The following is a 13760-nucleotide window of genomic DNA, read 5'->3' on the forward strand; positions in this document are numbered from 1 at the left end:
ATCGACCTGTCAACACAATTATGTACGTACAATTTAATTATAAAACTGGTGACATTAAAATGTGCTCCGTAGGCGGCCCGCCGGACTTCGACTTTGAAATGGGCCAGGTCGAGAAATACAAATGTAAAGACTGCGGCGACGAATTCAAAGGCATCGGTAAAAACCCGAGCTGTCCGAAATGTGCATCCGAGAAGGTCGAGCCTCTCAAGTGAAGTCAGGCGGCCTGTAGGTGCCGATAATGCCCGATATCATTTCAGCTACGTCCAGAAGCTGCACGTCCCTCCAGCGTTTTCCCACGGCCTGCAGGCCCACCGGCAGGCCGTCCTTCGTAAAGCCCGCGGGGATGGTGACCACCGGGCTTCCCGTCAGGTTGAATATGCTGGTATATCCGAACGTCGCAACGTCATAGGGGGTCTTCACGCCTTCGACTTCCACGTCGGCCATCATGACTTCCATGAAATTTTTTAATTCCTCGTGCCGCGGGGCTGCTATCGATGCGACCGGGCACATCCAGGCGTCCCGGCCCGATAAAAACGATTCCACTTTCCTGATGAAAGCATCGCGCTGCCCTAGCGCCTTCGAGTATCTATACAGGTCCGAGCCGGCCCCCGCAAAGGAGCCCCGCAGGAATGGATTTTTAGCATTTTGTGCCATCACTTGCCAGACCTTTCGGGGTATGTGCCATGGCGGCGAGCGGGAGTACATGGCTGTCATCTCGACCTCCTGGTTGGATTCGACCGCTTTTTGAGAGTTGAACTTCTCCGGTATGGCGAACTCTACGGTGGCACCCTGCCCGGAAAGCAAGTCGCCTGCATGCCTGACCATGCTTTTTATCTCCTCCGTGACGGGAAGGCCCGGAAACGAATCGCTCACTACCAGCTTTAGCTCTCCGACCTCCTTGTTCTTAGGAGGGAAACGGGGCATAGGGGGCACTTCCCACAGGCGGCCGTCCTCGCCGCCGATAATGGACAGGGCAAGCCGTAAGTCCCGGGCGGAACGTGCCAGGGGGCCAATGGATATCAGGTACCTTAACAGGCCCCGGGGCGTGCCGGGGATATGCCCTGTCGAGGATACCATAAAGTCAGTTGGCTTTAGCCCGTAGACGCCGCAAAAATGAGCCGGCACACGGATCGAGCCCTTAATGTCGCTCCCGATATCGAGCGCCGACATGCCCGAGGCCACGGCCGCCGCGCTGCCGCCACTGCTGCCACCGGGCGTCCTCGAGACGTCCCATGGATTATTCGTACCCCCAAAAATTGGATTGCAGCAATGGCACCCGGACAGGAACTCCGGCAGGTTGGTCTTCCCCATGACGATGGCGCCCGCGGCCTTCAGGCGCGCCACGACCGTAGCGTCCTTCGACGGTATATAGTTAGACCGGGCAGGCAGGCCGCTCGTCGTCCGCATCCCCGCCGTCTCGAAGGAGTCCTTAATGGTAACGGGCACGCCATGCAGCGGCCCTTTCAGGGCCCCGCTCTTCAATGCTTCCTCGGCCTCCTCGGCCTCCCTGAGGGCGCTATCCTTATCGAGAGTCACCACCGCGTTGATCTTCGGGTTCATCCTCTCGATACGGTCCAAAAAGGCGGCCACTACGGATACCGGGCTGAGCTTTCCTTCCGCGATGAGCCGGGCCAGCGCGGAGGCATCCTTATATATGACATCGATGGTGAACGCCCGTTATACACGTTAGATATCGCCATTATTGAACGTTATCGATACCATCGGCGGCACGGGCCCGTCGGGCCGTCGATAAGAGTGCCGCCATTTCAAGCGGAGAATCGAATATTCTTTCAGCATGTTATATTTGTCTCAGGCCGATACAGACAATGGGGGAGCGATAAATTGGAAGTAAAAAAGGACGTTGATTATTGCTTTGTCGTACCGATCAAGCCGGATAAAGTGCTGGAGTTGAAGGATTTCTGGAGGGAGGCCGGCACAAAAAAGGCCGGCACCATGGACGTATATTTGCGTAACGTGGGACAATCCCGTGTCATGGCGTTCCTCGAGACCATGGAAGGCGAGCATTACCTGACCCAGTACATCCGGGGCTCCGAGGAGCTTCGCACGATACTCATGAAGAACCGGGGCATCGACCTTCCAGTGGCTGATTTCATTTTCCGGGAGTTCCAAAGGTTCGCCGGTTACGACATTACCGCGCCGGAAAATATACCGGACCTGGAGCTATTGTTCGACTGGACGGCGGACCGGAAGACCGGCGAAGCTATGACGGAATCCAGGGCTTATGCAGTAATGCTACTGCCCGAAAAAGCCGAAGAAGCTAAACGCTTCTATGCCCGGTTCAGGGAAGAGTGGCGGATGCGCCAGCTCGAGCAGTACATCGAAAACCGGGTAATTAAAGTATTATCGTTCCTGCAACATCGGCCCGAGGGCGACTATATCGTCGAATATGTCGAGACCGCCGGGAATATCGACGAGGTCGCAGGGAAGATAATGAGATCCGAGGAGCCGGTATTCAAGAACATGAAGGAAACGTTCGCCCGGCTTACAGGTATCGACCTTGCCGACCCCCGGAATATGCCCCGGGTGGAATTGCTGTTCGACTGGAGCGCGGACCACGGCTTCCGTATCGGCGAAGCGGCGATGGCCCGTTCGGCCTAGGCCTCGGTATAAAAGCCGGGTCACCCGGCGTATATTTTATTAGGTTCCGGGACACCATCCTTATTTAGGTGTTCATATGGACCTGGACCGCTTTGACGACATGAGTAAGGAGGAAATGAAAGACTATTTGGGGTTCCTGTTATGGCATTACCGCGTCGTCGACGCCTTCTGGTTCATCTATGTGGCAGAGCGCTATGGCCAGCCCGTCGCCGAAGAGGTCAACGAGCAGGTCTGGGGACGCGTGGCGCCAATGGCCGCTAAAGACCTGCTCGCACGGTTCAACATCACGGAAAAAGGATTAGAGGGCTTTGTCAAGGCGCTCCGGCTCTTCCCCTGGGCCATCATCGTCAATTATGACATCGAGCTCAAGGACGATGAGGTCATCATTTCCGTACCGTCGTGCCCGACCCAGGAGGCACGCCTTCGGCGTGGGCTGGGGGAGTACGTCTGCCGGGAAATGCATAGGGCTGAATTCACAGGGTTCGCGCAGGCCATTGATGACCGCATATGCGTAGAATGCCTCTTTGCCCCTCCGGGCCCACATCCGAAAGACATGTTCTGCAAGTGGCGATTTTATATGAAAAAAGAGGATTAGCCGAAGTTAATGTTCTGCATCGTCCAGAAGTGGGCACGGCCCTTAAAAATTAGATGTTCGAGTCCTGCTGCTCATAAACATCCAGCAGCTCGTTCATGAACTCGTCGATGTTCGGGCTGTCCGAATCCTCGAGAGCTTCCTTGAATCGTAAGTAAGTGTTCCGCTGTTCAACGGGTATGTAATAAGGCATGTGATCAACTCTCTACTTTCTATTGGTATCTATTGGATTATACGTATCGGTATGCCGTATATTTTCTCATCATTTCGGCCTGGGCAGCTGCCACTTGAACTGTATGGCGGAGAGCCTAAGGAGCAGCGTTACGGCGAATGTGACGGCCGAATTCGTTACAGGGTCAATCGAAAGATAGCTAAGGATGAAGAAGACGACAGCGCCGATTATCGTGGCCGTAGCATAGAAGTCCGACTTGAGGACCAGCGGGGTCTCTCCTGCCAGAAGGTCACGGATCATGCCGCCTCCGACACCGGTAAGGGCCGCCAGCATGATGATGCCGAACACATTGAGCCCCGCCTCTGCGCCCGCGCTCGCCCCTATGACCGTGAAGGCCGCCAGGCCGACGGCATCGAGCACCAGGAAGGTACGGCTTTCCGGGTCCGCCAGGCCCCAGACTTTTTTAGAAAGCCAGTGGGATACCAGCACGATCACACAGCCGGCGAGCGCATACGCGGCAGGGCCGTTGTCGATGAACGCCGTGGGCGTGCGGTGAAGCATCACGTCCCGGATGAGCCCGCCGCCGAGGGCGGTCGCGAAGCCCAGCACCAGGAGGCCGAGAACGTCGAACTCGTGGCGTATGGCCTTGAAGGCACCGGAAATGGCGAAGGCGATCGTGCCGATGGCGATGAAGAACTCGAAGAGCATCTGTTCAAGCATGGCGTCAGGCTTTTGATAGCGCTGGCCATCGATAAAATTATCGCATGATAAAAAGATGGGACAGCGTGCGCTGCCCCGGGTGTCGTATTTATCGGCCTGCTTCACTAATAGCCGGGGCTCATTCCGGCGCCGTAGCCGCCGTAGCCCATGTCGCCCATGCCGTAGCCGCCGCCATAGCCGCCTTTGCCCATGCCCATGTTGGCGTTAGCGCCCATGTTGGAGGTCTGGGGGATGCCCTTGCCCATGCCCATGTTGGAGCTGGGCATGCCTTTGCCCATGCCGCCTACGTTAGAGGTCTGGGGCATGCCTTTGCCCATGCCGCCGATGTTGGCGCCCATGTCGGTGCCTTTGCCCATGCCGCCTACGTTAGCGCCTTTGCCCATGCCTCCGACATTGGGCGTGGATAATCCCTTGCCCATTCCGCCCACATTAGAGGTCTGGGGCATGCCTTTGCCCATGCCGCCTACGTTGGCTCCCATGTTAGCGCCTTTACCCATTCCGCCCATGTTGGAGGTCTGGGGCATGCCTTTGCCCATGCCCATATTCGCATTGGCGTTCGCGCCCATATTGGACGCCTGCGGTATGCCCTTGCCTCCGTACATCTGGGCGAACGCCGGCGTCGCCACGCCGATCAGGCATAACACGACCATGGCAGTCGTCAGCAGTGTTACTATCTTGCTCAATCCAACCATCGTTTTTTCACCCGCATAATAAAATCGTATTGTCTTTGAAATATACTCGTAAAAGATGGCGCATTCAATGCACTATGCGAACCGTGATTTAATTTTTTTATAATTCCTCGCGTTTTGTTTTACACGAGGGCATACAGGGAGCATTGGCCCGCTCACCGCGTTACTTCGATCGTCTTCTGGAATTCGCCGATCTCCTGGCCATTGGCAATGACCCTGGTGCCGACGCGGTATTTGCCCGGGAAGTTCGGTATGGTGGCCGTTTGTTTGTAGGTCTCCGTCTCGCCCGGCCTGATCCGGTATATTGGCACCTGGATATGGTCGCTCATGACCTTCACGAAGTTGCCCAGGAACTCCTTCTCGATGGCGGCGCGCACTTCGACCTTCGTGATGTCCCTGTCGCCCGTGTTCTTTATCGAGATGCGTACCGTGGCCTTATCGCCTACTTTGTAAGCGTCCTTATCGGTGCCGCTGTCGACGATCTCCGCCTTTACTGCCGGGCCCGGCGGGACCGCGCTTAAAATGAGTGAAACATGGAGTAACATATTGGTCAATTTAATTGAGACGGGCATTATTATAATCGTTTTTGATGCCAAACATGGTCCCGACCGCCCGGCCCAATTAGCTATACCAGGCCGCTATTATTGGATATGAGTATCGAGAGCCTGATTCGAAATTTTTACTGCTCGCCATGCAGGACTGTAGCTATATATTCGCATATACTGCCTTTTGAAATTGATTTTTGTGTCTTTTCCTTTTACGCTCCGCGCACATCTGTTCCTGTGGAGTTTCATATGAGAATGGGTTGGAAGTGCTTAATAGTGGCCTTTGTCGTCCTGTCGACGGTGCTTGCGTTCACCGTAACGATGGCGTATGCGGCACGCGGCGGCGAACAGGGTTCAGGAGGGATGCAGGGCGGCGCTGCAGGCGGCGCGAAGACCGGCGACCAGGCCGGGGTAAAGACGGGCGGCGGCATGCAAACCGGGGGCGGAGCTAAGCCACAGGTCGGCATGGGCGCCCAGGGCGGCCAGGCCGGAGTAAGGACTGGCGGCGGCATGGCCGGCCAGGCAGGACAGCTGGCGGGCCAGGGCACGCAGCAGGGCGGCCAGTTCACCGGAACGAAGCCTCAGGGCGGATTCCAGGGTGGCGAGCGCGGTGTGGGCGAGCGCGGGATTAGCGAACGAGGCACAGGCGAGCGCGGCATCGGTGAGCGTGGAATGGGCCCGCGTGGCGGTTTCGAAGGCCGCAGCTTCGACAGGGGCCAGTTCTTCGGCGGCAAAGATTATAACTCGTGGCGCCACAGCCACCAGCACCGCTACTGGAACGGCCAGTCGTGGGTCTTCGGCGTACAGCCCGCCGGCTTCATAGCTGTGCCGGTGCCCGTGTCATCGTGTCCGTATTCGCCGGAAATGTTCTCCGGTAACCCCAACGCATGCTTCTTTACGTGCGTCGATAACGGGTATGACCCAATAAACGTTTGCAACATCTGTTGTGGGACGAACTATTAAAAACAAGGGGCCCGGGATCAGGGCTCAATTTTCTTTTTTAGGTTTATAGCTCCTGGATCAGCATGTCTACCACCGGTGTGACAAACCCCGCTCTTTATTCTCATGTATCGCCTTGCCCATTTGCCCGATCTTCTTCCACTTCTTCCTCTCCTCGGCCATTAGCCCGGGATCTTTCTTCCTTTTCAGGGCGAGTAGCTCACGCTGTAGCTTCTGGTAGCTTTCGAACCGTGCTTCCGGGAGGGTACCTTCTTTTATGGCTCTTTTTATCGCACATCCGGGCTCGGTCTCGTGCTGGCAATCAGAGAACTTGCATTGTCGTGAAAGTTCCTCGATGTCCTGGAACGTCTCCGCGATGCCGTCCGTGGCGTCCCAGAGCTGCAGCTCCCGCATGCCGGGATTATCGATGATGACCCCGCCGCTTTCCATTATGATGAGCTCTCTGGCCGTCGTAGTATGCCTTCCCCGGCTATCGTCCTCCCTGATATCGCCGATCTTTTGGCGGCCATAGCCTTCCAGAGCATTGATGATGGTGGACTTGCCAACGCCCGACGAGCCCAGGAGGACGATGGTCTTGCCCTCTTTCATATACGGCGATAATTGTTCCAGGCCGGTCTTCTGTATGGCGCTGATGGCGAAAATTGGTACGCCCGGGGCTATCGACTTAACGTCGTTCAGGCTGCCATCGATGTCCGGGCAGACATCCGATTTGTTCAGGACGATTATAGGCTCGACAGCGTTTTGTCGGGCGACCGCAAGGTATCTCTCCAGCCGCCTAAGGTTGAGGTCTTTGTTGAGGGATGTGACGATGAAAGCGGTATCCACGTTGGTCGCAATGACCTGCTCGCCAGTGACTCTTCCTGCATCTTTCCGGGAGATCTTACTTCTCCTGGGCAAGATGGCCTGCACCGTGTATGTGCCTGAATCGTCCTTCGATAAGGCGACCCAGTCGCCTACGGCGGGCAGCAGGCTGTCTTTTCGGAGTTTACCGGGTATTCGGGCGTTTATTTCCCCGGCTTTCGTGTAGACCTTGCATCCGGTCCTGGTAACTGTAGATACTCTGCCCGGCTCGTGGCTTCCCGCGTACTCACGGAATGCTGTTCCGAAAAACGCGTCCCAGCCGAGCGATCTTAACATCGGGTCCATTGTAATCGTCTCTTATATGCTCAGTATACGCTAAGATAATTGTGGTTAACTGATACAAAGTGATATTCCCGTGGTTTTGGAGATTAACATTTTCTATCCTTTCACGTTATGCCGTCATTGAGTGTCCTTAACCACAGGGGCGCAGAGCGCACGGGAGTTCACAGAGTTATTTTTTATAATTTGAGACTCAGAGCCCACAGAGCCCGGTTTATTAGTTTGCCTGGGGCACAGAGATAATTGAGGCCCGGTTGACCAATAAATAATAATGCGGGTTTATCCTCGGCAGTGCCTCGTTAAACTCTGTGCCTCAGGTAAGTTATAAACCCGTTCTCCGTGCCCTCTGAGCCTCCATCTTTAAAAAATCTCTGTGAAACTCTGAGCTCTCCGTGCCCCTGTGGTTGGACCACTCCGAGACGGCTCAGGATAAAGCAAGAAAAGTATTAGCTAAAATGATAGTAAAAATATTATAAGAACACAAAAAGAAAAAAAGAAATCCTGCTCAAGAGGCAGGATTATCTTCCGTTACTACAGGTTTAACCGGTGCTGCCGCTTTTCTGCGCATAACATACTTGGGCCTGCCAAGCGCCTGCTCACGCAGGTCCGCGAGCCAGTAGACCCATTTACGCTTGATCTGGGAAGGCTTCTGCTGCTTCAAGTAGAACCGGCCGTAGGCGACCGCGTGGCGGAACGACCAGAAGTGCCTCAGGCTCCACAGCTTCTTCGCGACGACCATCGGCTGGCCGGGGGTCGCCTTTATGAATGCCTGGAGGTCCTTTAATACGACCGCCAGAGTAGCCTCTTTGTCGTTCTTCAGGTACAGGTACTTGGTTATCATCGCGATCGCGAGCGCGCCAAGCAAGCCAAGCTCAAGCGCATATATTGCCAGGCCGCCGTTGAGGCGGAGCATTAATACGATCTTACCCCACCAGAGATCGCCTAACAGGTCGGACCCGTTGATCATGAAGTGCAGCCAGGTGACCCAGACGAACGCGATGGCCGGAATAATGGGCCAGAGCTTGAACTTCTTCCTTATGAACAGGCCGTATCCGAGGGCGAGGCCGATGAACATCGTCGCCTCCGGGTGGCCCAGCCAGATAGACGGACCACTATGGTATGCGTCCGGGAATATGTAGAACGGGTTGAATCCCGGGCCCGCCACCCAGGACGACCTGTCCGGGCCAAGGCGCTCCCAGTACCCGGATATGACCCTGGCGATGTTCTCCATGAAAAAGAACCCGGCACCTGAGGCGCCGCCGAGCAGGGCGACATCGAGCGGCCCGAGGGCACGCTTCCAGTAGCCTCTGCCGGCAATTAACAGGAAAATGATCACGGGCAGGATCTTGACCGTCTCCTCGCAGATGGGCGAGGCGACGTCCGCCATGATGTTCACGCCCGGGCCGAGCACGAAGCTTGATCGGAGGATTATGTAGAGCGGGTTAAAATCACTGAACGCCGTTATGACGGCGACCATCAGCTGCTCGCTCCAGTACGAGGCGAAGAACACGAGCCCCATTCCGATGAGGAACATCCTGCCGATCTCTTTTACTGTGATGGCGCGCCACGGCGTCGTCAGTACCGTGTACTGTACGAGGAATATGGCCGGCCACCAGAGCGCCCAGATGATGCCCTGGAATGTGATCCTGTTCGTCATGAGCAGGGCGATGTTTATGACGCTCCATATGCCGATTATGATGAATGCCACGATCTGGATCATGGCCAGCTTGCTGAGCTTGACGGGCGCCGGGGGCTTCGATACAGCCTTTGCCGGTGGCGCCACGGTCACAGCCTGTGCCTGCTGGCTTATTGATCGGTTATCTTGTGCCATGTGTCACACCCCCTCAGAGCCAGTCGGGTAACCCGAACATGTCTGTATTATTTTCATTGGTCATGCTACCCTTGCCACTCGAGCCGCTGCCCGAGCCCTTGCCAGAGCTGCCGCTGGAGCCGCTATCGGTGCTGCTGCCAGAGCTTGAGCCGCCGTCGGATTTGCTCCCGGAGCCGGAGCCTTTGTCAGTATTGGGCCCGGTTCCCCACTCGTGATCGTCGTACGACGGAGGCTTCGATGTCTCCGGATCGAGTGACGTTGACGGCGATACATCGCCCGTCGGTTCGTTACTCACCTGCTCACTGACCCAGTCTTTAGCATTACCGGCCGCTTCTTTGACCGCATCTGCCGCATTGCCGACTGTTTCCGTGAACGAGTCCCAGGCGCTTTTCCCGTCATCCGTGCTCGTACTCGTATCCTTGCCGGACCCAGCGTCGGTCCCTGTACCAGCATCGGCGCCCGAACTCGGGGTAAGAGGCGCTAGATCGTCTTCGCCACCTGAACTCGGGGTGAGCGGTGCGAGAGCGTCGTCATCTTTACCCCGGCCGTTCTCGCTGCCGGAGCCCGAGCCCGCTGCTGCCGCTCCTGCCGCTGCCGAAGCGGCAGTCGAGCCCATGGCCGCTTCCTGGCCGTCGCTCGCAGCCCGCATGTTGTCGCCCGCGCTGGCCATGTCATGGAGGCCTACCGCGTGGAATACAGGGCTGCTCACGTAGATCAGTAGTGGTATGGCAAAGATCAATGCCAGTAAAGAGAAAAACAATCTCCATCGATATCTATAGATAAAGCTATCCGTTCGATTACGTCCCCTCATAGGTTAATCACCTGCTAACCTAATCGTTATCCTTAGACTTTATTTGGTTATATAGTTATGTTTTATTAGAGAAGTGTGTTTGTATTGGGCGATTGCTTTGCGACTTTGGGGTCATTCAGAATTGAATTCTCCCAATTTTGTTAGTATAATTTATTTTAACTAAAGTAGTAATTATAAATCAATAAGCTTTTATATTAGATGTGCTTAATCAATTGCTTAATGCCCATTGTCCAATGGCCATAATTTATCCATATGACGATATTTGTTGTAAAAACTCCAGGTCGAAAATGAATATCGTCTATTAGTGGGATGGCCACAGGTCAAAGACCTGTATTATTAAGCGGATAATGGGGGGTGACGATAGATGAAAGAATTTGGAGTCATCGGCCTGGGTTCTGTTGGCTGGTCAGTCATACATGGGCTTAGTCAATACTATTCTTATGCCGGTTACGATATTTTAAATGAATATAAATGGGAACCGATCTTAGACACAAAAATCGTTTTTATTTGTGTAGGAACCCCACTGGGAAATGATGGTAGATTAGATTGTAGCAATGTCCGAGAGGTCATAAGAAAATTATTCGAGGACCACTACAAGGGCGTCGTCGTTGTTAAAAGCACGGTATCTATCGGTTTCATGGATGCTGCGACTCGTGACTTTCTAGGAATACGCCTTGTCTATATGCCAGAATTTTTACGCGAAAAGAACAGCTACTCATGGTTTATCAAGCCTGACAGAATAGTTGTTTCTGGAAAACAAAAAGACATAGAAGAAGCGCTTTCCTTTTTCACATGGATTGAGGACGCGGTGATTATTAAGACCGATTTTAGGAATGCTGAAACTGGAAAGCTGGCACATAATTCTTATATCGCGACGAAAGTCAGCTTTACGAATGAGATGGAATATATCTGTAAATCTGTTGGAGCTGATGCACATGATGTCATGAAGATCGTATCGACTGATCGTCGGGTCATGTGTAGCGAACATCTAACTCCTGGACTTGGGCCATATGGCGGTAAATGTGTGCTCAAGGATATGAGCGAGTTAACTAATTCGACAAAAAGCGATTTTTTAATATCTGTACGTAATGTCAACGATCGATGTAAAACCCCGGAAACAATAAATAAGTTCCAGCCTGTAATCGTCATTATCCCGACTAAAAATAGGCCACTGAAACTCGAAAGGGCGCTCTCATCAATTATTGAACAGACGTATCATCCCGAATTAGTAATAGTTATCAACGACCCAGTAAGTGACGCAACGGCCACTACACGAATAGTAACCTCAAAATTTACTCGAGATTTACCTGTAATACAATTAGTTAATAATCGTTCGAGAAATATTTCGGGTGCCATTAATACCGGCCTTGAATATGTCCAGTATAGGTTTGATATTAAAAATTCTTTTGTAGCATTACTGGATGATGACGATTGGTGGGACAAGAAATATCTCGAGAATTGTGTAAAATTCGCCCATGAATACGATAGCGACTGGGTGATATCGGGGCTAATTCGACACGACAACAAGTCTCCCGAAGGATGCTTCCAAGATATTCCAAATAACATTGAGGTATCCAAATTTTTGGTCACTAATCCCAACATTCAAAATTCAAACCTCTTCGTCAGGGCTAGTAAATTAATATCTATAGGAGGATACGATGAGAATCTCGTCAGTACGACAGACCGTGATATTTGCATTCGCCTTCTGCAATCCAACAGTGTCCATTATACATTTCTCCGAAACCACCTGGTCCACCATGATGCATCGGATGACCCCGGGCGACTATCTCATCCCGGGTCATTGATTAAAAAGAAGGGGCTGAACGAGTTCTATCATAAGTACTCCTGTTTAATGTCGGGTGAGCAGAAGTCACAGTTCAAGGAGAGGGCAAAGATCCTATTTAAGGTTGAGATACAGGAGACGGTATAATGGATACTTATTGCCCCGACCTCTGGACTAGCCTCACCATCGATAACCAGGGAAACGTATACAGCTGCTGCCTGATCAAACCCGCACGCCTGGGAAATATATACCGGGCGAAACTCGAGAGTCTCGTTAACTATCCGGCGATCGTGGAAGAACGGCAAAATTCGTTGAACGGAAAATTACAGTGTTATGAGAACTGTAATTGGGTTAAAAAAGACGAATTATCAGGGGAACATATCGCCAGTAGTAAAGTCGAATATGATAAGATGTCTTATCTTCATTTGAACTTTGGCGAGAGATGCAATATATCCTGTATCATGTGCAATCAAAGAAAGAGAGTATCGAAAAATCCATGGATACTGGACCCTGAAGTTCTCAAAAAAAACATTAATTTGAAGCCATTCTCGGATATTGTGATACAGGGCGGTGAACCCCTTTTTATAAAAGAATGCCTTGAGTATTTAAGCTATCTCGGGAGTATCGGTAAAAAATACACCTTATTAACAAATGGTCTTTTGATCAATGACCTGATAGCCGATCAGCTTTCTATGGATGCGAAAATCGTCTGTATTTCCTTGAATGCGGCAACAAAAAATACGCATGAGTATGTTAATCGAGGCTCAAAATGGGACATTATACTGGATAATATAAAGAGGTTAAAAGAGGCCAGATCGCGTAATAATTCCCGTGTGGAGATATGGGGGAGGATGACAATAACGGCGTCGTCGCTCCATGAGATACCTCTATATTTAAAAATCTGGAAGACTCTTGGATTTGATCATATCAATTTTGGCTATGATCGCCAAACTGTGCCCTCGTACTTAAAAAGTAACCCACATTTTTATCAACAATTGAGAAAGGAGGTCACATCCGTACTGGCCAGGGCTGACCTATCGACGATGGATATCTATCGGCTTAAATATCTAGGCCTAGCTGAAGAAGGCGTATAATATGGACTTATCCATTGTAATACGCTGTGGAGATGACCGACGTGTATTTGACTGCATAAATAGCATCGACGAACATGTTGGCATAATCGTGGCGCTAAGCGAAAATGCGATGCTACAGAAAGAGCTCGAAGAAAAAAAGATCAAGTATTGCATTACTCCCCGACATAATCTATCTCAAACATCCAATATCGGGATTGATAAAGCAATATATGAGAAAGTCATACTAACCGATTCGGATACACAATTTGAACCCGGATGTATACGGGAATTATATCATGCGCTCGACCAATATCCAATCGCACGAGCACGAATTAATTTCGAGACAGATAGCGATAAATATTCATCGAGGCTTGTTTCCGAAGCCCGAGATTATGTAAATTCACTTCCTGTCGTTTATACTCCGGGGATCGCTTTCCGTAAAAGTATTGTAAAACATATCGGCGGATTCATGTTCAACGACCTCGTGCCTTATGCCGTCGATGCCGATCTTAATTATCGTTTGGGCAAAACAGACCTTCCTGTCAAATTCATCGATAATCTCGGATTAAAACATAATGCCGAGAGCATGAGGCATGACCTGAAGGCCGCATTCAGAATTGGTCGTGGGTGCGCAATTAGTTATCTGAGCTTAAGAAGGCTCAAGCAATATTCGAGTATACGATGGTATGACCTGAAAGGCGTTAAACTTCAAAGCCTGGGAGATGTCCTCATGAAGAAGGGGCTTATTGTCGCATTGTATCAGGTTATATGGGACGCATTTTACTGGACAGGATACGCAGGTCAAAGGCTGAGGGGCGTATAATC

15 protein-coding genes are annotated in these 13760 nt (G+C 52.1%); 7 read left to right on the forward strand and 8 right to left on the reverse strand.

The annotated features are described in order from the left end of the window. The first annotated feature begins 59 nt into the window (after positions 1-59). A complete protein-coding gene (locus tag MCP_RS15845; protein ID WP_012899689.1) occupies positions 60-212 on the forward strand; it encodes a hypothetical protein in 153 nt (50 codons plus the stop codon). On the opposite strand, the gene MCP_RS04820 is transcribed toward MCP_RS15845, so the two are convergent. Beyond that, on the reverse strand, positions 205-1590 hold the full coding sequence (locus MCP_RS04820; protein WP_012899690.1) for an amidase: 1386 nt from the start codon (positions 1588-1590) through the stop codon (positions 205-207). The two genes, MCP_RS15845 and MCP_RS04820, sit on opposite strands and share 8 nt — an antisense overlap. Positions 1591-1842: 252 nt before the next feature. On the opposite strand from MCP_RS04820, the gene MCP_RS04825 reads away from it, so the two are divergent. Next, the gene (locus MCP_RS04825; RefSeq protein WP_128567040.1) at positions 1843-2619 is read left to right on the forward strand and encodes a hypothetical protein; all 777 of its coding nucleotides are present in this window, start codon (positions 1843-1845) and stop codon (positions 2617-2619) included. 76 nt (positions 2620-2695) lie between these two features. Continuing rightward, entirely contained in the window at positions 2696-3214 is a 519-nt protein-coding gene (locus tag MCP_RS04830; RefSeq protein WP_012899692.1) for a DUF6125 family protein, read from the forward strand. Between the two features lie 49 nt (positions 3215-3263). Here MCP_RS04830 and MCP_RS15625 read toward each other — a convergent pair whose 3' ends face one another. The 4 genes from MCP_RS15625 to MCP_RS04845 form a co-directional block, all read right to left on the reverse strand. Beyond that, on the reverse strand, positions 3264-3404 hold the full coding sequence (locus MCP_RS15625; protein ID WP_158301443.1) for a hypothetical protein: 141 nt from the start codon (positions 3402-3404) through the stop codon (positions 3264-3266). Between the two features lie 69 nt (positions 3405-3473). Next, positions 3474-4208, reverse strand: coding sequence for a trimeric intracellular cation channel family protein (locus MCP_RS04835; RefSeq protein WP_231845166.1), 735 nt, complete (start codon positions 4206-4208; stop codon positions 3474-3476). Next, positions 4208-4786, reverse strand: a complete 579-nt coding sequence (locus tag MCP_RS15330; protein ID WP_128859937.1) for a hypothetical protein — start codon at positions 4784-4786, stop codon at positions 4208-4210. The genes MCP_RS04835 and MCP_RS15330 overlap by 1 nt, the downstream gene beginning before the upstream one ends. Before the next feature lie 161 nt (positions 4787-4947). Continuing rightward, a complete protein-coding gene (locus MCP_RS04845; RefSeq protein WP_128859938.1) occupies positions 4948-5346 on the reverse strand; it encodes a CARDB domain-containing protein in 399 nt (132 codons plus the stop codon). A 240-nt stretch (positions 5347-5586) separates the two neighbouring features. Here MCP_RS04845 and MCP_RS04850 point away from each other — a divergent pair, with 240 nt between their 5' ends. Beyond that, the gene (locus MCP_RS04850; protein ID WP_128859939.1) at positions 5587-6300 is read left to right on the forward strand and encodes a hypothetical protein; all 714 of its coding nucleotides are present in this window, start codon (positions 5587-5589) and stop codon (positions 6298-6300) included. Between the two features lie 66 nt (positions 6301-6366). On the opposite strand, the gene rsgA is transcribed toward MCP_RS04850, so the two are convergent. From rsgA to MCP_RS04865, 3 genes are all read right to left on the reverse strand, one after another. Continuing rightward, a complete protein-coding gene (gene rsgA, locus MCP_RS04855; protein ID WP_012899697.1) occupies positions 6367-7443 on the reverse strand; it encodes a ribosome small subunit-dependent GTPase A in 1077 nt (358 codons plus the stop codon). Positions 7444-7942: 499 nt separating this feature from the next. Next, on the reverse strand, positions 7943-9268 hold the full coding sequence (locus MCP_RS04860; RefSeq protein WP_012899698.1) for a PrsW family glutamic-type intramembrane protease: 1326 nt from the start codon (positions 9266-9268) through the stop codon (positions 7943-7945). A 13-nt stretch (positions 9269-9281) separates the two neighbouring features. After that, positions 9282-10028: a hypothetical protein gene (locus tag MCP_RS04865; RefSeq protein WP_128859940.1), complete on the reverse strand. Its 747-nt coding sequence runs from the start codon at positions 10026-10028 to the stop codon at positions 9282-9284. Positions 10029-10443: 415 nt separating this feature from the next. On the opposite strand from MCP_RS04865, the gene MCP_RS04870 reads away from it, so the two are divergent. From MCP_RS04870 to MCP_RS04880, 3 genes are read left to right on the forward strand one after another with little or no spacing between them, the layout of a single operon-like run. Continuing rightward, the gene (locus tag MCP_RS04870) at positions 10444-12009 is read left to right on the forward strand and encodes a glycosyltransferase (RefSeq protein ID WP_012899700.1); all 1566 of its coding nucleotides are present in this window, start codon (positions 10444-10446) and stop codon (positions 12007-12009) included. Continuing rightward, positions 12009-12956 (forward strand): radical SAM protein, encoded by a 948-nt coding sequence (locus MCP_RS04875; RefSeq protein WP_012899701.1) that lies wholly within the window; start codon positions 12009-12011, stop codon positions 12954-12956. Before MCP_RS04870 ends, MCP_RS04875 begins: the two co-directional genes overlap by 1 nt. A 1-nt stretch (position 12957) precedes the next feature. Next, the gene (locus MCP_RS04880; protein WP_012899702.1) at positions 12958-13758 is read left to right on the forward strand and encodes a glycosyltransferase family 2 protein; all 801 of its coding nucleotides are present in this window, start codon (positions 12958-12960) and stop codon (positions 13756-13758) included. Positions 13759-13760 lie beyond the last annotated feature (2 nt).

The sequence above is a fragment of the Methanocella paludicola SANAE genome (assembly GCF_000011005.1).
Taxonomy (GTDB): domain Archaea; phylum Halobacteriota; class Methanocellia; order Methanocellales; family Methanocellaceae; genus Methanocella; species Methanocella paludicola.

Coding starts and splice junctions, on each gene's coding strand:
- MCP_RS15845 (WP_012899689.1), top strand. CDS start 60: ATGTGCTCCGTAGGCGGCCCGCCGGACTTCGACTTTGAAATGGGCCAG.
- MCP_RS04830 (WP_012899692.1), top strand. CDS start 2,696: ATGGACCTGGACCGCTTTGACGACATGAGTAAGGAGGAAATGAAAGAC.
- MCP_RS15625 (WP_158301443.1), bottom strand. CDS start 3,404: ATGCCTTATTACATACCCGTTGAACAGCGGAACACTTACTTACGATTC.
- MCP_RS04850 (WP_128859939.1), top strand. CDS start 5,587: ATGAGAATGGGTTGGAAGTGCTTAATAGTGGCCTTTGTCGTCCTGTCG.
- rsgA (WP_012899697.1), bottom strand. CDS start 7,443: ATGGACCCGATGTTAAGATCGCTCGGCTGGGACGCGTTTTTCGGAACA.
- MCP_RS04860 (WP_012899698.1), bottom strand. CDS start 9,268: ATGGCACAAGATAACCGATCAATAAGCCAGCAGGCACAGGCTGTGACC.
- MCP_RS04870 (WP_012899700.1), top strand. CDS start 10,444: ATGAAAGAATTTGGAGTCATCGGCCTGGGTTCTGTTGGCTGGTCAGTC.
- MCP_RS04875 (WP_012899701.1), top strand. CDS start 12,009: ATGGATACTTATTGCCCCGACCTCTGGACTAGCCTCACCATCGATAAC.
- MCP_RS04880 (WP_012899702.1), top strand. CDS start 12,958: ATGGACTTATCCATTGTAATACGCTGTGGAGATGACCGACGTGTATTT.